Source organism: Bacteroides sp. OF04-15BH, assembly GCF_003477995.1.
In the GTDB taxonomy this organism is placed as follows: Bacteria; Bacteroidota; Bacteroidia; order Bacteroidales; family Bacteroidaceae; genus Paraprevotella.
On sequence record NZ_QUEM01000010.1, the window covers coordinates 26,043 to 46,862 of the forward strand.

General features: G+C 48.6%; 16 protein-coding genes. 12 read left to right on the forward strand and 4 right to left on the reverse strand.

What is annotated here, in order from left to right; translation table 11 throughout:
• Positions 1 to 880 precede the first annotated feature (880 nt).
• Positions 881 to 1,873 (forward strand): leucine-rich repeat domain-containing protein, encoded by a 993-nt coding sequence (locus DXA74_RS06140; protein WP_255420794.1) that lies wholly within the window; start codon positions 881 to 883, stop codon positions 1,871 to 1,873.
• A 131-nt stretch (positions 1,874 to 2,004) separates the two neighbouring features.
• Here DXA74_RS06140 and DXA74_RS06145 read toward each other — a convergent pair whose 3' ends face one another.
• The gene (locus DXA74_RS06145; protein WP_118525899.1) at positions 2,005 to 3,933 is read right to left on the reverse strand and encodes an NAD(+) synthase; all 1,929 of its coding nucleotides are present in this window, start codon (positions 3,931 to 3,933) and stop codon (positions 2,005 to 2,007) included.
• A gap of 329 nt (positions 3,934 to 4,262) precedes the next feature.
• On the opposite strand from DXA74_RS06145, the gene DXA74_RS06150 reads away from it, so the two are divergent.
• The 4 genes from DXA74_RS06150 (at position 4,263) to DXA74_RS06165 (ending at position 9,535) form a co-directional block, all read left to right on the forward strand.
• A complete protein-coding gene (locus tag DXA74_RS06150; RefSeq protein WP_199666106.1) occupies positions 4,263 to 4,682 on the forward strand; it encodes a Fur family transcriptional regulator in 420 nt (139 codons plus the stop codon).
• A gap of 53 nt (positions 4,683 to 4,735) precedes the next feature.
• Positions 4,736 to 5,287, forward strand: a complete 552-nt coding sequence (locus tag DXA74_RS06155; protein WP_118525901.1) for an NADH peroxidase — start codon at positions 4,736 to 4,738, stop codon at positions 5,285 to 5,287.
• Positions 5,288 to 5,539: 252 nt separating this feature from the next.
• On the forward strand, positions 5,540 to 8,230 hold the full coding sequence (locus tag DXA74_RS06160; RefSeq protein ID WP_118525902.1) for a calcium-translocating P-type ATPase, PMCA-type: 2,691 nt from the start codon (positions 5,540 to 5,542) through the stop codon (positions 8,228 to 8,230).
• A 15-nt stretch (positions 8,231 to 8,245) separates the two neighbouring features.
• Positions 8,246 to 9,535 carry a hemolysin family protein gene (locus DXA74_RS06165; RefSeq protein WP_118525903.1) on the forward strand — a complete coding sequence of 430 codons (1,290 nt, stop codon included), beginning with the start codon at positions 8,246 to 8,248 and terminating at the stop codon, positions 9,533 to 9,535.
• Between the two features lie 208 nt (positions 9,536 to 9,743).
• Here DXA74_RS06165 and DXA74_RS06170 read toward each other — a convergent pair whose 3' ends face one another.
• Together DXA74_RS06170 and DXA74_RS16305 are read right to left on the reverse strand one after the other, a co-directional pair.
• Positions 9,744 to 10,361 (reverse strand): OmpH family outer membrane protein, encoded by a 618-nt coding sequence (locus DXA74_RS06170; RefSeq protein WP_118525904.1) that lies wholly within the window; start codon positions 10,359 to 10,361, stop codon positions 9,744 to 9,746.
• A gap of 25 nt (positions 10,362 to 10,386) precedes the next feature.
• A complete protein-coding gene (locus DXA74_RS16305; protein ID WP_158576025.1) occupies positions 10,387 to 10,599 on the reverse strand; it encodes a hypothetical protein in 213 nt (70 codons plus the stop codon).
• Between the two features lie 152 nt (positions 10,600 to 10,751).
• Between DXA74_RS16305 and DXA74_RS06180 the strand changes: the two genes are divergently transcribed.
• The 3 genes from DXA74_RS06180 (at position 10,752) to DXA74_RS06190 (ending at position 14,845) form a co-directional block, all read left to right on the forward strand.
• Positions 10,752 to 12,212, forward strand: a complete 1,461-nt coding sequence (locus DXA74_RS06180) for an aminoacyl-histidine dipeptidase (RefSeq protein WP_118525905.1) — start codon at positions 10,752 to 10,754, stop codon at positions 12,210 to 12,212.
• Between the two features lie 95 nt (positions 12,213 to 12,307).
• Positions 12,308 to 13,783, forward strand: coding sequence for a hypothetical protein (locus DXA74_RS06185; RefSeq protein WP_118525906.1), 1,476 nt, complete (start codon positions 12,308 to 12,310; stop codon positions 13,781 to 13,783).
• A gap of 3 nt (positions 13,784 to 13,786) precedes the next feature.
• Positions 13,787 to 14,845: an endonuclease/exonuclease/phosphatase family protein gene (locus DXA74_RS06190; RefSeq protein WP_158576026.1), complete on the forward strand. Its 1,059-nt coding sequence runs from the start codon at positions 13,787 to 13,789 to the stop codon at positions 14,843 to 14,845.
• Here DXA74_RS06190 and rlmH read toward each other — a convergent pair.
• Positions 14,784 to 15,257, reverse strand: a complete 474-nt coding sequence (gene rlmH / locus DXA74_RS06195; RefSeq protein ID WP_118525907.1) for a 23S rRNA (pseudouridine(1915)-N(3))-methyltransferase RlmH — start codon at positions 15,255 to 15,257, stop codon at positions 14,784 to 14,786. The genes DXA74_RS06190 and rlmH overlap by 62 nt on opposite strands.
• Positions 15,258 to 15,393: 136 nt before the next feature.
• Here rlmH and nadC point away from each other — a divergent pair, with 136 nt between their 5' ends.
• From nadC to nudC, 4 genes are all read left to right on the forward strand, one after another.
• Positions 15,394 to 16,242 (forward strand): carboxylating nicotinate-nucleotide diphosphorylase, encoded by an 849-nt coding sequence (gene nadC, locus DXA74_RS06200; RefSeq protein WP_118525908.1) that lies wholly within the window; start codon positions 15,394 to 15,396, stop codon positions 16,240 to 16,242.
• Between the two features lie 125 nt (positions 16,243 to 16,367).
• The gene (locus DXA74_RS06205; protein ID WP_158576027.1) at positions 16,368 to 18,035 is read left to right on the forward strand and encodes a M23 family metallopeptidase; all 1,668 of its coding nucleotides are present in this window, start codon (positions 16,368 to 16,370) and stop codon (positions 18,033 to 18,035) included.
• Between the two features lie 131 nt (positions 18,036 to 18,166).
• Positions 18,167 to 19,924 carry a phospho-sugar mutase gene (locus DXA74_RS06210; protein ID WP_118525910.1) on the forward strand — a complete coding sequence of 586 codons (1,758 nt, stop codon included), beginning with the start codon at positions 18,167 to 18,169 and terminating at the stop codon, positions 19,922 to 19,924.
• Positions 19,925 to 20,024: 100 nt separating this feature from the next.
• Entirely contained in the window at positions 20,025 to 20,801 is a 777-nt protein-coding gene (gene nudC / locus DXA74_RS06215) for an NAD(+) diphosphatase (RefSeq protein ID WP_118525911.1), read from the forward strand.
• Positions 20,802 to 20,820 lie beyond the last annotated feature (19 nt).

Genomic DNA, 20,820 nt, shown 5'->3' on the forward strand with positions numbered 1-20,820 from the left:
ATTATCCGCACCCAAAAAGTTGCATTTATAAGTTGAACTCAAGTCTTTATTTGCCGACAAAGGTACATAACTTTACGGAAAAATATGTTTCTAAAATATATAAATAGACAGCTGTGGGGAAAATGTGGGGAAAAATTAGATAATTAAAAAGGCTAAATGACTGGAAATAATCACTTAGCCTTTTAATCCGTACCCAGACCCGTACTTCGTAATTGCTGCGCCCATCATTCAAGACTGTCAAATCGGGTCTTTCCTGTCAAGCCAATGATGCCTATGCGTATGCCAAACACATGGATTACGGATTTCTCGTTCCGTGAACAAACACTTTATCCGCAACTCTGCTATGTGGTGTATTGGCTTAACTCCATTTCTATGGGCAACACTTTTGTTGCAGATTTCAAGCAGCTTTTATCGAAATACCCATCAGTAAGAACTCGTTTATTAGGCTTTCCTCATAATTGGGAACAAGAGCCTTTGTGGAGATAAAATAATTGCCCTGTTTCTTAAAAAGCACTGGGGCAAACCAGCTCCGTCTTTAATTGTTTCCAATAAATGGATTGTTTCAAGCCCCTATAGAAAGAGAACAAAAATTCCTGTGTGAAAATTAATCTACGACAAGGAGCAAGCAAGGAGCAATATCAAACAAAAATCAATACCTTTGCAGTACATATGAGATAGACCAAAACAAAAGTGGAATATCGGAAACGAATAGCAAGGAAAAGAGAAGAAACGACCCAAGTTGATGTCCTTTTTGAGTTAATAATCAATAAAAGCGTTAAATCTTCACCTTTTAGAATGTGCAATTAAAAATAACAACCATATTTCTGACTTATTATCTATAAAATATTGAGTAATAATCGGTTGTAAATACTGGCATTGTATTCTTTTAGAGAATATTCAATTATCTGAAAGCTTGGAGGTTATGGGTAATCATGCTTTTGACCAATGTTTGGCACTACGGGAGATTGTTTTGCCAGAAAAATTGGAAGTATTGAAATATAGTACATTTAGACGTTGTCTTTCGTTAGAGAGAGTCTTTTTCTCTGAAGGGTTAAAAACAATTGAATCGAATGCCTTTGTGAGTTGTACTTCTTTAAAAGAAGCAATTTTACCTGAAAGCCTCCAGAGTATAGAATCTGGTGCATTTGATGATTGTGAAGGTTTGAACAGATTACGTTTTCCTTCACAAATAGAAATAATCACAAAACAGTGTTTTAGAAATTGTAAAAGTTTGACGGAAGTGAAAATCCCTGAAACAGTTCGCTCTATGGAATCAGAGGCTTTTACAGGGTGTTCTGGTTTGAAAATGATAAACATTCCGAATAGCCTTACTAGTATTTCTTATAGTTGTTTTAGTGGTTGTTCCAGTTTAAGTGAAATAGAAATCCCCGAAAGTGTAACTTCTATCGAAGAGTCTGCTTTTAGATCCTGTAAAAGTTTGGTGCGTGTGGTAGTTCCTTTTGGGGTTAAAAAAATAGGAAAGTCAGCTTTTTATTCTTGTAGTCAATTACGGTATCTGACGATTCCTGGTAATTTAGTGGTTCCTACGGGGTTATATACGAATGTATTTAATTCACCAATTTCTCATACAACCATTTGGGAGGGAACAGCAGTTATTCAGCAAGCGGTATTGTCCTCACTTATAGGAGGGACACTGGTATTTCCAAAGACATTACAAGTCATTCGAGAGGACAATCTTCATAAATATTTCGACGTTATCTATTGCTATGCAACCACACCGCCTACAGTATTGTCAGATAATGCGCTTTCTCCTGAATGCAAGGTGTATGTTCCCGATGTTTCGGTGAATGCCTATAAGGCGGCTAATGTATGGAGTCAGGGACAGATTCTTCCATTGTCAGAAGCCAAGTAAAAGAGAATGATATAATGACTCTTTTAGAGTGTTAAAATGAAAACACCGCCTGTTTTTATGATGTTTTGTACCATAAAGCAGGCGGTGTTCTTATATCTGCATCCTTGGAAGTATTTTTGTCTTTGAGTGAATTATTGCAGCGAAGCGCACTCTTCCAGCCAGGATGCCGAAGATGCGTCGCTTGGCATGCGCCAGTCGCCGCGCGGACTCAATGAGCAACTGCCCACTTTCGGACCGTCAGGCAGGCAAGAGCGTTTGAATTGCTGGGCAAAGAAGCGGCGGAAGAAAGTGGTGAGCCATTTTTTGATGACCTCGTCCGTATAACTGCCTTTGAAGGCCTTCTGAGCAATCATATAGATTTTTGCCGGACGGAAGCCGAAGCGTAAGGTATAGTACAGGAAGAAATCATGCAACTCATACGGACCGACCAGATCTTCGGTCTTCTGTTGGATCTCACCGTTTTCGTCAGCCGGAATCAGCTCCGGACTGATAGGAGTGTCAATGATGTCGAGCAGTGTCTCGCGGCAGGCATCATCCATTTCCTGCAAGGCAACCCAGTGCACCAGATGACGTACCAGAGTTTTCGGAATAGAAGCGTTGACGCCGTACATGCTCATGTGGTCGCCGTTGTAAGTGGCCCAACCCAATGCCAGTTCCGAAAGGTCGCCGGTACCGATTACCAGACCGTTGGCCTGATTGGCCGCATCCATCAGAATCTGGGTGCGTTCGCGTGCCTGACTGTTTTCATAAGTCACGTCATGTACGTTTGGATCAATGTCCAGATCGCGGAAGTGTTGCAGACAGGCATCTTTGATGCTGATCTCGCGGATGGTGATTCCCAGTTCCTTCATCAGGTTCAGGGCATTGTTATAGGTACGTCCGGTAGTACCGAATCCAGGCATGGTGATACCGATGATGTTTTTGCGCGACAATCCGAGCAGGTCGAAGGTCTTCACGCAGACCAGAAGGGCCAGAGTGGAATCCAGACCGCCTGATATGCCGACTACCACATTCTGGGCATGTGTGTGTACGATGCGTTTGGCCAGTCCCTGAGTCTGTATGGCAAATATTTCTTCGCAACGTTCGTTCAGGGCTTCTCCCTTCGGAACAAATGGAGAAGGATCGAAATTTCTGCTCAGCTTGAACTCTTTCGGAACAATCAGCTCCGTGTCGATATAGCGTGCCTGTTTCCAGTCCTGCTGTGCCATGTTTGCCGCAAAAGTAGTGTTCACCTGACGCTCCATGCGCAGGCGCTCCACATCAATTTCTGTGCTGATAAGCTGTTCCTTCAGAGAGAAACGCTCACTTTCGGCGAGCAGGGTGCCGTTTTCGTAGATAAAGCCTTTGCCGGCAAAGACAAGATCCTGTGTGCTTTCTCCGAAACCGCAGCCGGAGAATACATAACCGGCCAGACAGCGGGCACTCTGTTGTGCCAGCAGCGATTTCAGATACTGGTGCTTTCCAATGCCCTCATTGTCGGCACTCAGGTTGAAAATGATTTCCGCTCCGCGCAGGGCAGCCATACTGCTTGGAGGAATCGGTGCCCAAACATCTTCGCAGATTTCTACCGCAAAGCTGAAGTGAGGCAGTTGGAATATAAGGTTGTTTCCCAAAGGAACCTGCTGACCGCAGATTTTTACAGAGGTTTCCGGGAAAGTGGTGCCACTGGTGAACCAGCGCTGCTCATAAAATTCTTTATAGTTAGGCAGATAGGTTTTGGGAACCAGACCCAAAATCTTGCCTTTCTGGATTACGGCGGCACAGTTCAGCAGAGTGCCGCGGTAGGGTAGAGGAAATCCTACAATGGAAATCACGTTCAGCGAACGGGTAAAATCCAACAGAGAAATCAGAGCCATTTCTGCTTCATCGAGCAACAGTTGCTGTGAAAACAGATCGCCGCAAGTGTAGGCGGTGATGCTCAATTCTGGAAAACAGATCACCTCGATGCCCTTGCCTTCCGCCTGGGCGATGAGGCTTTCTATTTGCAGGATGTTGTACCTGCAGTCGGCCACTTTGACACTGGGTATGGCCGAAGCTACTTTTACAAAACCGTAATTCATTTGAGTTGTAGATTATTATGATGACACAAAGATAAGCAATTTTGGTGAAATATATATATATTAATAAAGGATAGTTGTTTTGCCTTCTTTTTCTTACTTATATAATATGAGCAGGAGTCGTTTCCGATTTCCGGATTTACTCCATTCTCCTGATTCCCGGAAACCGTATGATAATCAAAAAACGTAAAGATTGACGGAAAATACACAACAAATCTAAAAAATGGAAGATTCTTAAAAAAAACTCCCATAATTATTTGTGGAGAAGCTAGTTTTATTCTACATTTGCACTTGTAATAATTACATGTTTATAATAAATTAATGACGATATGATGGATAATGCATTAAATACATTATTAGAGTACGGAATTCATCCGTCTGTTCAACGAATCGCCATCATGGATTATCTTCAGAAGCACCACACGCATCCCACTGTGGACGAAGTGTATGTGGCTTTGCATAAGGAGATTCCCACCTTGTCAAAGACAACGGTATACAACACCTTGAAGTTGTTTGCAGAGCAAGGTGCTGCACAGATGCTGACTATCGATGAGCGCAAGGTTTGTTTTGACGGAGTGGTTACGCCTCATGTTCATTTCTTGTGCAAGACTTGTGGCAAGGTATTTGACTTCCCGCTTACCGAAGAGCAGATGTATGTGGGATGTCCGGAAAAGGAGACCGGTTTTGAAATCACCGAGGCTCATGTATATTATAAAGGTTACTGCTCAGAATGTAAAAAGAAAAATTCTTGATCTGTTGAGGGGTCAGAATAAACATATAGTACTAAACTAAAAACTAAAAGAAAATGGCTAAGAAATTTGTATGTACCGTTTGCGGTTATGTTCACGAAGGAAATGAAGCTCCAGCACAGTGCCCACAGTGTAAAGCTCCAGCTGATAAGTTCAAGGAATTGGTTGATACTGAATTGACATTCGTTACCGAGCACGTTATCGGTATCGCAAAGGATGTTGATCCTGAAATCAAGAAGGGTTTGATCGCTAACTTCGAGGGTGAGTGCACTGAGGTTGGTATGTATCTGGCTATGAGCCGTCAGGCTGACCGTGAGGGCTATCCTGAAATTGCTGAGGCTTTCAAGCGCTATGCTTTTGAGGAGGCTGACCACGCTGCTCGTTTCTGCGAGTTGTTGGGTGACATGGTTTGGGATACCAAGACTAACCTGAAGAAGAGAATGGAAGCTGAGAGCGGTGCTTGCTCTGGTAAGATGGAGATCGCTAAGATGGCTAAGGCTCAGAACCTGGACGCTATCCACGATACAGTTCACGAAATGGCTAAGGACGAGGCTCGTCACGGTCGTGGCTTCCTGGGCTTGTACAACCGTTACTTCGGTGATAAATAATTCATGCTTTAAATAATTCTTTATGAAGAAGAGGGATATCCTATGCTGGATGTTCCTCTTTTTTTGTCCCTGTGTGAGCCGATTCCGGCCTTTTTTGTATTTCGGAAATTGTAATATATTTGTTACATCCTGCTTTAAAGTATATTAATTTTTGAAATATTGTTTCGTTTGTGTTTCATGATGTCATGTTTATTCTTTATCTTGAAAAAAATATTTTTGTTTCTAACATTTTATTAAACATAAAACAATCAGATGAAAACAAAACAGACCTATCAAGGCCTGACTTCTCAGGAAGTCGAAGAAAACAGGAAAAAGTTTGGTGAGAACGTATTGACTCCTCCCGAAAAGGTTTCTTTGTGGAAACAGTTTCTGGAGAAATTTGAAGATCCGATAATCCGTATCCTTCTGGTAGCATGGGTATTGTCCATGATTATTTCCGGAGTTCATTGCTGGGGGCCGGAGCAGGCGGGATTTGCCGCTTTCTTGGAGCCGCTGGGTATTTTCTTTGCTATTTTGCTGGCCAGCATGACTGGTTTTATTTTTGAGGTGAAAGCCAACCGGGCATTTGATGTGCTCAATACCGTGAATGATGATGTGCCCGTAACCGTAATCCGCGACGGAAAGATTCAGGAAATCACCCGTAAGGAAGTGGTTGTGGGAGATATTGTGGTGCTGAATACCGGAGAGGAAATCCCGGCAGACGGTACTTTGCTTGAGGCGGTTTCGCTACAGGTGAACGAATCTACCCTCACCGGTGAGCCGATGATCGGAAAAACTACCGTAGAAGCCGACTTTGATCATGAAGCTACTTATCCTTCGAATGTGGTGATGCGTGGCACTACCGTGGTAGACGGTCATGGAGTGATGAAGGTGGATTTGGTAGGTGATGCTACCGGTTACGGTAAGGTGTATGAAGGTTCGCAGATTGACAACAATATAGACACTCCGTTGCAGATTCAGCTCAAAGGGCTGGCCGGAGTCATCAGTAAGGCCGGTTATGCCATTGCAGCCATAACTTTTATTGTCCTGACTCTGAAGACATTCCTTGGCGGAGATACACCAACAGGATGGATGAACATTGTGTCCGAGCTGTTGAATCACTTTATGATTGCCGTTACCCTGATTGTGGTTTCTGTGCCCGAAGGCTTGCCGATGAGTGTGACACTCAGTCTCGCGCTGAGCATGAACCGTATGCTCAAGACCAACAACCTGGTGCGTAAGATGCACGCTTGTGAGACTATGGGAGCTACAACCGTGATCTGTACGGACAAGACCGGAACGCTCACCCAGAACCAGATGCAGGTGTACGAAACCCGTTTCTTCGGGCTGAAAGACCAACGGTTGGCGGACGATGAGATGAGTAAGGCCATTGCCGAGGGTATTGCCGTGAACTCTACGGCCAACCTGAATAAAGAGGACGGAAAGGTCAAGACTCTGGGTAACCCTACTGAAGCGGCTCTGTTGCTGTGGCTGGATGCACAGGGACGTGATTATCTGGAACTGCGTGAAAATGCTGCGGTAGTCAGTCAGCTGACTTTCTCTACCGAGCGGAAATATATGGCTACGGTGGTCGACTCTCCTTTGCTCGGCACCAAGGTGCTTTATGTGAAGGGAGCTCCGGAAATTGTGTTGGGACTCTCCAAAAAGGTAGCCCGCGACGGTGGTCTGGTCGATCCGGCTGCCTGCAAGGCGGATATCGAGGCCCAGTTGCTCAGCTATCAGAATCAGGCGATGCGTACGTTGGGATTCGCTTACCAGATTCTGAAACCGGGCGATTCGGAAGCACCTTATGAGAACGGTCGCCTGATGGCCGGTCTGGATTTGACCTATGTGGGTATTGTAGCCATTTCTGATCCGGTGCGTCAGGATGTGCCGGCAGCCGTGCAGAGCTGTCTGAATGCCGGCATCTCGGTGAAGATCGTTACCGGTGACACTCCGGGAACCGCACGCGAAATCGGTCGTCAGATTGGAATCTGGACCGAGAAGGACACTGACCGCAATATCATTACCGGTCCGGAATTCGAGGCCCTTACCGATGAAGAAGCCCTGAATCGGGTGCTCGACCTGAAGATCATGTGCCGTGCCCGTCCTACCGACAAGCAGCGTCTGGTGCAACTGTTGCAGCAGAAGGATGCCGTGGTGGCTGTTACGGGTGATGGAACCAACGATGCTCCAGCGCTGAAAGCCGCTCAGGTGGGTCTGTCTATGGGCGACGGTACTTCGGTGGCCAAGGAAGCCAGCGACATTACCATTATCGACAATTCCTTCGGAAGTATTACCCGTGCCGTGATGTGGGGCCGTTCGCTCTATCGCAACATCCAGCGTTTCCTGCTGTTCCAGCTCACCATCAATGTGGCTGCCTGTCTCATTGTGCTGGCCGGTTCGCTGCTCGGTACCGAGTCACCGCTCACCATCACTCAGATGCTTTGGGTGAACCTTATTATGGATACTTTTGCAGCCGGTGCTCTGGCTTCTCTGCCTCCTACCGAGCAGGTGATGAAAGACAAGCCGCGCCGCAGTGGTGCCAACGGTGATTTTATCATTTCGCGCTCCATGACCTGGCGTATTTTCGGGGTCGGTCTGGCCTTCGTGGTGGTGCTCATGGGCCTTTTGCTGCACTTCCATGCTTCAGAGGGACTTACACCGCACGACCTGTCCTGGTTCTTCAGCTTCTTTGTGATGTTGCAGTTCTGGAACATGTTCAACGCAAAAGCCTACCTTACCGGAGGTTCTGCTTTTGCAGGCCTGAGCCGTTGCACCAGTTTTCTGTGGGTGGCCCTGCTGATTCTGGGGGGTCAGTATCTGATTGTCACCTTCGGTGGAGCCATGTTCAGCGTGGTGCCGCTGCCGTGGGAAGACTGGCTGCTGATTATCGCCTCTTCTTCTCTGGTGCTTTGGATTGGCGAACTGGCCCGTTTGGTTATGTCATTCAGAAATAAATAAGGGGAAGAAAGAAATATGAGCGAAATATTTATTATTGTCGGTCTGATTCTCCTGAACGGTATATTTGCCATGTCGGAGATCGCCCTGATTTCTGCCCGAAAATCAAATCTCACAACAGATGCCAAGAAAGGAAACAAGTCGGCACAGACGGCCCTGAAGCTGGCCAATGAGCCGGACCGTTTCCTCTCGACGGTACAGATTGGCATCACGCTGATCGGTATCCTCACCGGAATCTATTCCGGAAATACCATAGCCGTGATCTTCGGCGAGTGGATGGCACAGGCCGGTGTCCCGGCATCCTATGCCTTTACGATTGCCCAGGCGCTGATTGTGGTCATCGTGACCTACCTGACACTTATCTTCGGCGAGCTGGTACCGAAGCGTATCGGCTTGAGTGTGGCCGAAAAGGTTTCCAAGATTGTGGCCCGTCCTATGTATGTGCTTTCACTGATCGCCTCGCCGTTTGTTTGGCTGCTTTCCAAGAGTACGTCGGTGATGTTCAACATGCTGGGGGTCAAATCCTCTGAGAGCAAGGTGACCGAGGAAGAAATCAAGTCCATCATTCAGGAAGGAACTGAGGGCGGAGAGGTGCAGCCTGTGGAGCAGGACATCGTGGAGCGTGTGTTCCTGATGGGCGACCTGAAGATTGACTCCATCATGACGCATAAGAAGGATCTGGTCTGGCTGGATGTGAACAACACGGCCGATGAGGTGCGTCAGGTGCTGAAGCAGGATCTTTACGAAGTATATCCGGTGGCCGACGGAGGTTTGGACCATGTGCTGGGTATCATCACTCTGAAAGATCTGGTGCTCACTCTGGAGCGCAAGGATTTCTCTCTGCGTGCCCTCATACGCCGACCCATGTATTTCTATGAGAATATGAGCGTCTACAAGGCACTGGAACTGATGAAGACCCAGAGCCTAAGCCGCGGCTTGGTTTGTGACGAGTTTGGTGCCTGCATGGGTATCATCACCCTGAAAGACATTCTGGAGGGACTGGTGGGCAGCGTGAACGATGATGTGGCCGACGAGCCATACATTGTGAAGAGAAAAGACAATGCTGGCTGGCTGGTCGACGGACAGTGCCCGATGTATGACTTTCTGGAGTATTTCGATGCGGAAGAACTGCATGAGAATGCCGAATACACCACGGTAGCCGGACTGGTAATCAGTCAGCTGGAGCATATTCCGCAGAGTGGAGAGACCGCAACCTGGAAAGATTTCACTTTCGAAGTGGTCGATATGGACGGTGCGCGCATAGACAAGCTGCTCGTTCAGCGGATTCCGCAAGAGCAGGGTGCGTGAGCGTGGAAGCCACGCTCTCGCTTTGACGAAAGAAAAAATTCATCCCCATGATTTTTCCGGAACATCACAATCTTTTTGACATTTCATGCTGATGTTTTTCCGGACACATAAAAAAGGCGTTCCCCGGCAATGCTTTCGTGCTAGCGAAGCATGCCGGGGAACGCCTTTTTCTTATTGTTCTGTTCGCGGTTTGCGAGAAGACCGGAACTTATTTTCCGTTGAGTTTCTTTTCCAGTTCCGGACTGGTCTTGTAACGCTTGTTCAGTCCCTTCACCACGTCGTTGGTGATGTCATATTTCGGGTTGGCATAAAGCAGATTGTCGCCTGCCTTGCTGATGATGATATCAAACTTCTTGCTCTTGTTGTATTCCTTCAGGAAAGCCTGAATGGAATCTCTCAGCTGGTTGTTGTACTTGTTCTGTTCATTGGCAAACTCAGCCATCAGCTGGTCGTTCAGTGCCTGAAGATCCTGCTGCTGCTTGGCCAGTGACATCTGTGCACGCTCCAGCTGGTCGCGTGTGGTGAATGCGTTTGACTCATATTTCTTCTGCAACTCGGCAGCCTGATTGTGCAGGGCACGCTCTTTATTGGCCAGTGTGTTGCGGATGTTTTCACCCTTCTGGTTCATCAGCAAGGTATAATCCTTGCAGAAATTATATTGAGACATCAAAGTGTCGATTTCTACATAACCGATCTTTTGTGCGTTTTCAGTGGACTCGGCAGTTGTTTTCTCTGCTTCCTGTTTGGGGCTTTGGTTACAGCTGTTCAGCGACAGGGCCATCAAGCCACAAAGGATTCCGGCATAGATAAATTGTTTCTTTCTCATTATTTCTTCATGTTTGAGTGTATAATCATGATTTATGCTCCGCAATGCGGTGCGGGTTCTCTTTTCTTTCCATACGGTCCATGCTCTGCACACAGTTGATACCGCGCTTGCGCATGGCAGCGCTGTGTCCGATATGGGTATTTGGAAATCTTCCGTTTTTCTTAAATAATATTTTAATTGCCAACAAAGCCATGCAGGCCGCAACAATTATCAGAGTAAATAGTAAAGTCTTCAACATTTTGATTATATTTGCAGTTACAAAGGTAATGTAAAATCAGTGTACGCAAAAATCTGATAGCTTAATTTTTCTAATAAGAAGGTTTTTCTTTCTGTTTTAGAGGATAAGAGTGGTCGGGTGCTGCGGCACACAATAATTAATGATCAAAAACTATGAGTCAGATTGAGTTGAAACCGAAGTGTGTGTTTGACTGCTTTGCCCAGGTAAATCAGGTGCCCCGTCCTTCAAAGAAGGAAGAGAAAATGATGGCTTTCCTGCAGGATTTTGCAGCACAGCACCAGTTGGCCTGCAAGCTGGATGCCTGCGGTAATGTGCTGATATCAAAACCCGCCACTCCGGGTATGGAGAATCGCAAGACGGTTGTTTTGCAGAGTCACATGGATATGGTTTGTGAAAAGAACCGCGATGTGGAGTTTGATTTTGAGAAAGATGCGATACAGACTTATGTAGATGGCGAATGGATGCGTGCCAAGGGTACGACTCTGGGTGCCGACGACGGTATCGGTGTGGCCATGCAGATGGCTGTCCTGGCATCTGATGATATTCAGCACGGACCGATTGAGTGTCTGTTTACCCGTGATGAGGAGACCGGTCTTTCGGGAGCCTTTGCGCTGGAAGCCGGATTCATGAGCGGCGACATCCTGATCAACCTCGACTCTGAGGATGAGGGTCAGCTGTATGTAAGCTGTGCCGGTGGTGCCGGAACTACTGCTGTTTTCTCTTATGACACGACTCCGGTGCCGGCCGGATACTTTGCTTTCGAGCTGAAGGTGAAGGGACTGACCGGTGGCCATTCCGGTGATGATATCAATAAGATGCGTGCCAATGCCAATAAGGTTCTGGGCCGCTTCCTGTATCAGTCCATGAAGAAATACGACCTGTATCTGTGCGACATTCAGGCCGGTGGTTTGCACAATGCCATCCCGCGTGAGGCGGCTGCCGTTTGCGCCATCCCGATGAAGGACAAGGAAAGCATCCGTGTGGACTGGAATATCTTTGCTGCCGATGTGGAGGAGGAATACAGTGTAACGGAAAAGAATATGGAATTCCTGCTCGAGAGCATGGAAACCCCGGCCGAGGCGGTAGACCGCGGTGTGGCTACCCGTTTGATTACAGCCATTCAGGCCGTGCACAACGGCATCTTGTCCATGTGTCAGGATATTGATCTGGTGGAGACCAGCTCTAATCTGGCCAGCATCCGCATGAATGCCGAGGAGAAGAAGATTGTGGTCATCACCAGTCAGCGAAGCAGCATCCTGAGCGCACGCAAGAATATGAGTGCAACCATCAAGGCTACCTTCGAGTTGGCCGGTGCCGAGGTTACTGTAGGCGACGGCTATCCGGGCTGGAAGATGAATCCGGATTCTGAGATTCTGAAACTGTCGGTAGAGACTTACAAGCGTCTGTTCGGCAAGGAGCCTAAGGTATTGGGTATCCATGCCGGTCTGGAGTGTGGTTTGTTCAGCGAGAAATATCCGCATCTGGATATGGTTTCTTTCGGACCGACCCTGCGCGGTGTGCATTCACCGGATGAGCGTCTGTTGATTCCTACCGTAGAAAAGGTTTGGGATCATCTGCTGGAGATTCTGAAGAATATTCCGGCACGTGCATAATATTTCAGTGAAGAAACAACAAGAGTCATGCCGGCATTCCGCTTCGGGATGACTCTTGTTTCTTTTCTGTTCTGACCGAATAATAAAGTAACTTTATGAACAGTTTTTTCTCTTTCTGGCGGTGCCTGTGGTGCACCCTGTGTATAGCGGCCTGTTGTGTTGCCTGTGACGATTCCGAACGGTTTACCACCGATCAGGGAGCCGTCTTGTCCTTTTCTTCCGATTCCATACAGTTTGACACGGTGATTACGACTGTGGGCAGCAGCACCCGTATGCTGAAGGTGTACAATCGTAATGACCGCGGCGTGCGTATCGCACGTGCCTGGCTGGAACAGGGAGCGGCCAGTCCTTTTCGGGTAAACATCGACGGGGTGTATCTGTCGCCTTCATCCGAGGCGTCGGTGTCGGGGCTGGAGTTGCGCGGTACGGACAGCCTGATGGCTTTTGCCGAAGTGACCGTGCCGGAACGCAATCAGAATGAGCCGTTTGTTCTGACCGACCGCTTGCTCTTTCAGCTGGAGAGTGGGGTGGTGCAGTCGGTTGTGTTGGAGGCCACCGGGCAGGATGCCTATATGTGGCGGGGCAAAGTGATCCGTCGGGATACGACCTTGCAGGCCGGTCGTCCGTATGTGATTTACGACAGTCTGGCCGTGGAACCTGGAGTACGCCTGACGCTGGCAGCCGGAGTGCAGCTCTATTTTCACGACAAGGCCAATCTGTTGGTGCGTGGTAGCCTGACAGCCGAAGGAACCCTTGAGGCACCGGTGGTGCTGCGCGGCGACCGCACGGACAATCTCTTTGATTATCTGCCCTACGACAACACGCCTTCACGCTGGGGCGGGGTGCGTCTTTTTGCCGAGAGTTTCGGCAACACATTGCGCTATACCGACATACATAGTGCCAGCTATGGCATTCTGTGTGACAGTTCTTCGGTGCAGGATTCCAAACTTGTGTTGGAAAACTCCATTCTGCACAACATCGGAGGGGACGGACTGAAAGCCGTAAACTGCCGGATTGCTGTGGGCAATACCCAAATCAGCAACACACTGGGCAATTGCGTGTATCTGATTGGGGGTAGCAGTGAGTTCGTGCATTGCACGCTGGCGCAATTCTATCCGTGGGAGGCGGTGCGCGGTCAGGCTCTTTATTTGTCTGACAACTATTTCAGTGCCAGTGTGCCTTTTCAGAAAGCACACTTCTATAACTGTCTGATTACCGGTTATGCCGAGGATGTGATTCTGGGCAGTTTGAATGAGAAGGAGCAGAAGTATGACTATCTTTTCAAGAACTCTTTGCTCAATACTCCGGCTGTGAAAGACGATGCGCGCTATGCCGGTTGTGTGTTCGAGGGAGATATGGAGGAGAAATATTGCATCCGGGAAAAGGGTTTTGTGCTTTTCGATACCAAAAACTATCGGTATGACTTTGCGCCCGATTCCTGTTCAGCTGCCTTGCAACTGGCCGATACAGTTTATTCCCGGCGCTATCCTTTCGACCGCAAGGGCGTGAGCCGTTTCGAGGGAGTGCGGCCGGCAGCAGGATGTTATGAGTATGTGCCGCGCAAAAAGTAAGCCATGATAAAAGGAATCTGCATAGGGGTGCTGGTGTTTTGGTCCGGAGTGTTCTGGGCTGAGGCTCAGCGCCCTTTTCGTATCCTGGAATATAATGTAGAGAATCTTTTTGATTTGCAGCACGACGAGGGGCATACGGACGGGGAGTTTCTTCCGGAGGGCGAAAAAAGATGGAACGCCTATAAATATTGGAAGAAACAGAATGCTCTGGCCAAAGTGGTGGCCGCTGTGGGCGAACGGCGTATTCCCGACTTGATGGTGCTTTGTGAGGTGGAGAACGACACGGTGGTGCGTGACTTCTGCCGGCGGTCGGCCTTGCGGGCATTGGGTTACCGTTCCGTGCAGACCGCTTCGGACGATACCCGTGGAATTGACGTGGCGGTGCTCTATCAGCCCGGCAGTTTCCGTCTGTTGCGGAGCGACACAATCCGCGTTCCTTCCACGGAAAACGGTTTTGAATCTACCCGCGATCTGCTTTATCTGCAAGGAAAACTGATTTCGGGCGATACGCTGCATCTGATAGCCTGCCATCTGCCCAGCAAATATTCCGGTACGCGTGCGGCCGACCGTCACCGCAGGCTGGCTGCCCGGACGCTTGCCGCTGTCTGCAATTCCGTATTGCGGAAGCATCCCAACGGCTGTCTGGTGGTGACCGGTGACTTCAATGCCACAGCTTCGGAGGACATTTTTCGGGAAGAGTTGCAGACGGTGCCGGGCTTGCATCTGCTTCCGACTTTGGCAATGCACGGGGATCGTTCGGTGCGTGGCACCTATCGCTATCGGGGCTATTGGAGCTGTCTGGATCACTTTCTGGTGTCTGCCACCCTGTGGAATTCCGGCGGGCGGGTAGGACTGAAAGATTCTGTGACCCGCATTGCCGATTTCCCTTTTCTGTTGCAACGCGACGAGAAGTACGGCGGATGGAAACCGTTCCGCACTTATCTCGGACCGCGCTATTTAGGTGGATACAGCGACCATCTGCCGCTGGTCCTCGATTTGATTATTCGTGATGATAAGGCTCGTTGTTCAGAATCGTCATCGCCCGGTAAATCTGTTCCGTGAAAATCATGCGGATCATCTGATGCGAGTACGTCATTTTCGAGAGCGAAATCTTTTCATTGGCCTTCTGGTAAACGGCTTGTGAGAAACCATACGGACCGCCGACGATGAACACCAGCCGCTTGGGTACGGTGTTCATTTTCTTTTGCATCCACTGGGCAAACTCTACGGAGCGGAACTCCTTTCCGTGCTCATCGAGCAGCACCACATGGTCGCCCGGAGCCAGAGCACGCAGAATCAGTTCACCTTCTTTTTCCTTCTGCTGTTCCTGACTCAGATTCTTGGTGTTCTTCAGTTCCGGAATCACTTCCATGTCAAACGAAAGATAGAAACGTGTACGCTGGATATATTCGTCAATCAGTACGCCGAAGCGTGGGTCGGCCGTCTTGCCGACAACAAGTAATGTAGCTTTCATAGGTGCAAAGATACATCAGCATCGGCACACAGATTGGGCCTGTTTGTGATATTTAACTAATGCAGCGCACATTCAACGGCTATTTTGCGTATCTTTGTAATAAATTTTATGTTAATCCAAAAGAAAAGAGAAAAAGATGCTTACTGTAGACGAATTGAATGATCGTTTGATCGATCTGGCTTTTGCTGAAGATATTGGTGACGGCGACCACACCACTTTGTGTTGTATTCCTGAAGACGCGATGGGTAAATCCAAGCTGCTCATCAAGGAGGAAGGTATTCTGGCCGGTATTGAAATCGCCAAGAAGGTATTTCATCGTTTTGACCCGACCTTGCAGGTTGAGGTGTTCATTCAGGACGGTGCACATGTGAAACCGGGTGACGTGGCCATGATTGTTTCCGGAAAGGTCCAGAGTTTGTTGCAGACAGAGCGTCTGATGCTGAACATCATGCAGCGCATGAGCGGTATCGCCACCATGACCGGCAAGTATGTGGCCCGTCTGGAAGGTACCAAGACCCGCATCCTCGACACCCGCAAGACCACTCCGGGCATGCGTATGCTGGAGAAGGAGGCCGTGAAGATCGGTGGCGGTGTGAACCATCGTATCGGTCTGTTCGACATGATCCTGCTGAAGGACAATCATGTGGACTTTGCCGGAGGCATTGCGGCAGCCATCACCCGTTGTCACGAGTATCTCAAGGCAAAGGGCAAGGATCTGAAGATTGAGATCGAGGTACGCAACTTTGACGAGTTGCAGCAGGTGCTCGACTTGGGCGGTGTAGACCGTATCATGCTCGACAACTTCACTCCGGAGAATACCCGCAAGGCGGTGGAGATGGTGAACGGACGCTTTGAAATCGAGTCCAGCGGCGGTATTACTTTCGATACCATCCGCGACTATGCAGAGTGTGGTGTGGACTATATCTCGGTAGGTGCCCTCACTCATTCCGTAAAAGGATTGGATATGAGCTTCAAGGCATGCTGATCGCTGTCTGAATGCTATCCTTATAATTTTGATTTTATCCGAGGCATGTTTTCATGCGGACAGAAGAAATTCGGTTTGCCGGATGTTCTTTCCCGGCATGAAAACATGCCTTTAACTTTATGCTTATGCGTATATTCTGTGTTTTGACTTTTTGGATGGGGTGCCTGATGCTTCAGGCGCAAAGCCGTTATGTGTCGCCCATAGATTTTGCGGTGTCTCTGGCCGGAAACTTCGGGGAACCGCGGCCCAATCACTTTCATTGCGGACTGGACTTCCGTACGCAGGGAGCTATCGGCAAGAAAATCTATAGCGTGGCCGACGGATATATCTCCCGGGCCACGGTAGGACTGGACGGTTTCGGCAATGCCTTGTATGTGAGTCATCCCGACGGAAATACTTCCGTGTACTGTCATCTGGACCGTTTTCTGCCCGATGTGGCTCGCGAAGTCTTTGCCCGTCAGTGTGAAAAGGAGTCCGAAACGGTTGATGTGCGCTTTACTCCGGGACAGTTTCCGGTGAAGGCCGGCCAGCATATTGCTTTCAGTGGCAATACGGGAGCCTCTGCCGGTCCGCATCTGCATCTGGAGTTGCACCGCACGTCAGACGGAGCCTTGCTGAACCCCCTGCCGTATTTCAAACATCTGGTGCGCGATAACATCGCTCCGCGGGTGCATGGCATTCGTATTTATCCCAAACCCGGCGAGGGAGTGGTCAGCGGTTCGCTGAGTCCGGTCTCTTTTGCTCCCGATGCGGCTCCGCGTACGTTCCAGGCTTGGGGAAAGATTGGTTTTGCCTATTGGGCGGACGATTATATGAGCGGCACCAACAACAAATTCGGAGTCTACAAGGTTAGTCTTCGGGTGGATGGTAAGGAAGTTTATGCTTCGCAACTGGATTCTCTGATGCCCACCGATCATCGGAAAATAAATTCCTGGGGCGACTATGAATGGTATATGAATCGTCGGACCTGGTACCTGAAAGGGTTTGCCGATCCGGGAAATGACTTGGCTTTGCTTCGGGTAGGCGAGGACCGTGGCTGGGTGACTATCGACAGTGTGCGGACCTATGAGGTGGAGTATCAGCTGACCGATGAATTCGGGAATACAACCACGACCCGTTTCCGCATTCAGGGCACTCCCTACGAAAGTTTGCTGGCTGAGGCGGCCCAAAAAGAGGCCGCCAAACGGGCCGAACCTTATTTTCTGGAGTGGAACCGGCCGAATGTAGTGCAGATGCCGGGCATGGAGCTGCGTATCCCTTCGGGTCTGCTTTTTCACGATGTGGTGCTGACTCCTTCCGTAAAATCAACTCCCGACAAACTGTCCCATAAGTATCATTTGAATGACGGTCCTCTGCCGTTGCGGGCTAATGTGACTCTGATGCTGGCCCTTTCACAGCCGGTGGCACATCCGGAGAAGTGTTATATCGAGAGCAGCAAGGGCTATGTGGGAGGAACCTGTCAGGACGGTTGGGTATCGGCTTCGGTGCGCAATCTGGATGAAGACTATGCCATCGCGCAGGATACAACGCCTCCGGTGGTCCGTTCATTAGGGTTGGTAGGCGGCAAACAGAACCGTCGCTACCGTTTGTCTTGCCGGGACAGTCAGTCGGGCATCCGCTCGCTGAAAGGATATGTCGACGGCAAGTTCGTACTCTTTACCGGGAAGGAGGTACGCACGTGCGACTTGCCGAAAAACGGACTTCGTGTGGAAAACCGCCAGCGCACACTGGTTGTGGTGGCCGAGGACCGTTGCGGTAATGTGACACGCGACACGCTTCGTTTTACATATTAATGAAGAAAATGTTTAATAACCAAAAAGTCACGGATTTAGTTTCCTATCTGTTAGGAATTCCAACAGATAATGACTAATTTTGCTTATTGAAAGGAATAAAAAACAATTCAGTAATACAAAAAAAATAGAAAATGGACAACGAATTGATCAAGTCATGCGAGGCTAAGGCACAAACTTGGCTCGCTTCATCGGTTTATGACGCTGAAACACAGGCTGAAGTTCAGAAAATGCTCGACAACGAGGACAAAACAGAACTGATCGAAGGATTCTACAAGAATCTTGAATTCGGAACCGGTGGTTTGCGCGGTATTATGGGAGTTGGTACCAACCGCATGAACATCTATACCGTAGGTGCTGCCACTCAGGGTTTGTCAAACTACCTGAACAAGGCCTTCAAGGATAAAGAGCAGATTTCTGTGGTTGTCGGTCACGACTGCCGTAACAACAGCCGTTTGTTTGCAGAGGTTTCTGCCAATATTTTTGCGGCTAACGGTATCAAGGTATATCTTTTCGATGATATGCGTCCTACTCCGGAGATGTCATTTGCCATCCGTCATCTGGGCTGCCAGAGCGGTATCATCCTGACAGCTTCACACAATCCGAAGGAATACAACGGTTACAAGGCTTACTGGGATGACGGTGCTCAGGTGTTGGCTCCGCATGACAAGGGTATTATCGACGAGGTAAATCAGGTAAGTGCTGAGGACATCAAGGGCTTGAGCAAGACATTGGATGCCAGCAACCCGCTGATTGAGATTATCGGTAAGGAAATCGACGATATCTATTTGCAGAAGATTCATACCATCTGCATTGATCCGGAAGTGATTGCCCGTCAGAAGGATCTGAAGATTGTGTACACTCCGATTCACGGAACTGGTATGATGCTGATTCCTCAGTCATTGAAACTGTGGGGCTTTGAGAACGTGCACACTGTACCCGAACAGATGATTAAGGACGGTAACTTCCCGACTGTCGTTTCTCCAAATCCTGAGAATGCAGAGGCACTGACTATGGCGATTAATCTGGCCAAGAGCATCGACGCAGATATCGTGATGGCTTCTGACCCGGATGCAGACCGCGTGGGAATGGCTTGCAAGAACAGCGACGGAGAATGGGTTCTGATCAACGGAAACCAGACTTGTATGATTTTCTTGTACTACATCATCAAGAACCGTATCGCTACCGGCAAGATGAAGGGCAATGAGTTTGTCGTAAAGACCATTGTGACTACCGAGCTGATTAAGGCTATTGCCGATAAGAATCATGTTGAAATGCTGGATTGCTACACCGGATTCAAGTGGATTGCCCGTGAAATCCGTTTGCGCGAAGGCGAAAAACAGTATATTGGTGGTGGTGAGGAGTCTTACGGCTTCCTGGCACAGGATTTCGTTCGCGATAAAGATGCGGTTTCTGCATGTTCTCTGTTGGCTGAGATCTGCGCTTGGGCTAAAGACCAGGGTAAGACTCTGTTCGACGTGTTGATGGATATCTATCTGGAGTATGGTTATACTCTGAACCACACCATCAATGTGGTAAAACCGGGTAAGAGCGGTGCCGATGAAATTAAGGCTATGATGCAGAACTTCCGTGAGAACGGTCCGAAGGAACTGGCCGGTTCTAAGGTGATTCTGACAAAGGACTACCAGACTTTGAAGGCTACAGATGCAGACGGTAATGTAACCGACATTAACCAGCCGGAACCATCTAACGTATTGCAGTGGTACACTGAAGATGGCAGCAAGGTGAGCGTGCGTCCTTCAGGTACAGAGCCTAAGATCAAGTTCTATATGGAGATTGCCGAAAAGATGGGTTGCGCTAAGTGCTATGAGAAAGCAACTGCTGCTGCCATGGAGAAGGTTGAGGCGATCAAGAGCGATCTGAATCTGTAATTTTTGAACAAGTTTTTATATATCGGAATATAAAACATGTGTCGCTTCCTCTCTGGCTCTGGCTGGAGCAGGAAGCGATTTTTTAATATATAAATAAGGTATGGACAAATCCTATTGGTTTGTTTTTTTTCGGGACAACCTGTTGCTGCTTCCTTCAACAGAGGGACATTATACGGTTCCTTGTCAGGAAGAACCGCCCGTACCGCTGACCGAATGGAACACGGTGCGTACTTACACGGAAATGAAAGGCCTGCCTTGCAAGGTGGTACAGGTAGATCATCCGCTTCCTGCAGATTCAAAATATGAGTTTATCGGTTTGCGGGCATCATACGCCTTGCTCGATGAAGAAGTTTATCTGAAAGCCGGTAAGGGAGCCGAGATTCTCTATTGGGACCGCAATACCAAATTCTGTGGAGTCTGTGGTGCTCCGATGAAATCGCATACGGTAATCAGTAAGCGGTGTACGGCATGCGGCAAGGAAGTATGGCCTCAGTTGGCTACAGCGATTATCGTATTGGTGCGACGCGATGATCAGATTCTTCTGGTACATGCCCACAATTTCAAAGGTTCTTTTTACGGTCTTGTTGCCGGTTTTGTTGAGACGGGTGAAACGCTGGAAGAGTGTGTGGCGCGCGAAGTGTTGGAAGAAACCGGGCTGCATATCCGCAATATCCGTTATTTTGCCAGTCAGCCCTGGCCTTATCCCTGCGGGTTGATGATTGGTTTTTATGCCGATTATGCTTCGGGCGAGATTACCTTGCAGCGTTCGGAGTTGGCAACGGGAGGGTGGTTCAGTCGTGATCATTTGCCAGAGATACCACCTCGTCTGTCTATGGCACGCATGCTGATTGATGCGTGGCTGGAACATCGTATTTAAAGGAAATTATCTGTAAAGC

Bases quoted from the DNA above. Each gene is read 5' to 3' on its own strand.
- DXA74_RS06145 (WP_118525899.1), bottom strand. From the start codon at position 3,933: ATGAATTACGGTTTTGTAAAAGTAGCTTCGGCCATACCCAGTGTCAAA.
- DXA74_RS06150 (WP_199666106.1), top strand. From the start codon at position 4,263: ATGGATAATGCATTAAATACATTATTAGAGTACGGAATTCATCCGTCT.
- DXA74_RS06155 (WP_118525901.1), top strand. From the start codon at position 4,736: ATGGCTAAGAAATTTGTATGTACCGTTTGCGGTTATGTTCACGAAGGA.
- DXA74_RS06160 (WP_118525902.1), top strand. From the start codon at position 5,540: ATGAAAACAAAACAGACCTATCAAGGCCTGACTTCTCAGGAAGTCGAA.
- DXA74_RS06165 (WP_118525903.1), top strand. From the start codon at position 8,246: ATGAGCGAAATATTTATTATTGTCGGTCTGATTCTCCTGAACGGTATA.
- DXA74_RS06170 (WP_118525904.1), bottom strand. From the start codon at position 10,361: ATGAGAAAGAAACAATTTATCTATGCCGGAATCCTTTGTGGCTTGATG.
- DXA74_RS16305 (WP_158576025.1), bottom strand. From the start codon at position 10,599: ATGTTGAAGACTTTACTATTTACTCTGATAATTGTTGCGGCCTGCATG.
- DXA74_RS06180 (WP_118525905.1), top strand. From the start codon at position 10,752: ATGAGTCAGATTGAGTTGAAACCGAAGTGTGTGTTTGACTGCTTTGCC.
- DXA74_RS06185 (WP_118525906.1), top strand. From the start codon at position 12,308: ATGAACAGTTTTTTCTCTTTCTGGCGGTGCCTGTGGTGCACCCTGTGT.
- DXA74_RS06190 (WP_158576026.1), top strand. From the start codon at position 13,787: ATGATAAAAGGAATCTGCATAGGGGTGCTGGTGTTTTGGTCCGGAGTG.
- rlmH (WP_118525907.1), bottom strand. From the start codon at position 15,257: ATGAAAGCTACATTACTTGTTGTCGGCAAGACGGCCGACCCACGCTTC.
- nadC (WP_118525908.1), top strand. From the start codon at position 15,394: ATGCTTACTGTAGACGAATTGAATGATCGTTTGATCGATCTGGCTTTT.
- DXA74_RS06205 (WP_158576027.1), top strand. From the start codon at position 16,368: ATGCGTATATTCTGTGTTTTGACTTTTTGGATGGGGTGCCTGATGCTT.
- DXA74_RS06210 (WP_118525910.1), top strand. From the start codon at position 18,167: ATGGACAACGAATTGATCAAGTCATGCGAGGCTAAGGCACAAACTTGG.
- nudC (WP_118525911.1), top strand. From the start codon at position 20,025: ATGGACAAATCCTATTGGTTTGTTTTTTTTCGGGACAACCTGTTGCTG.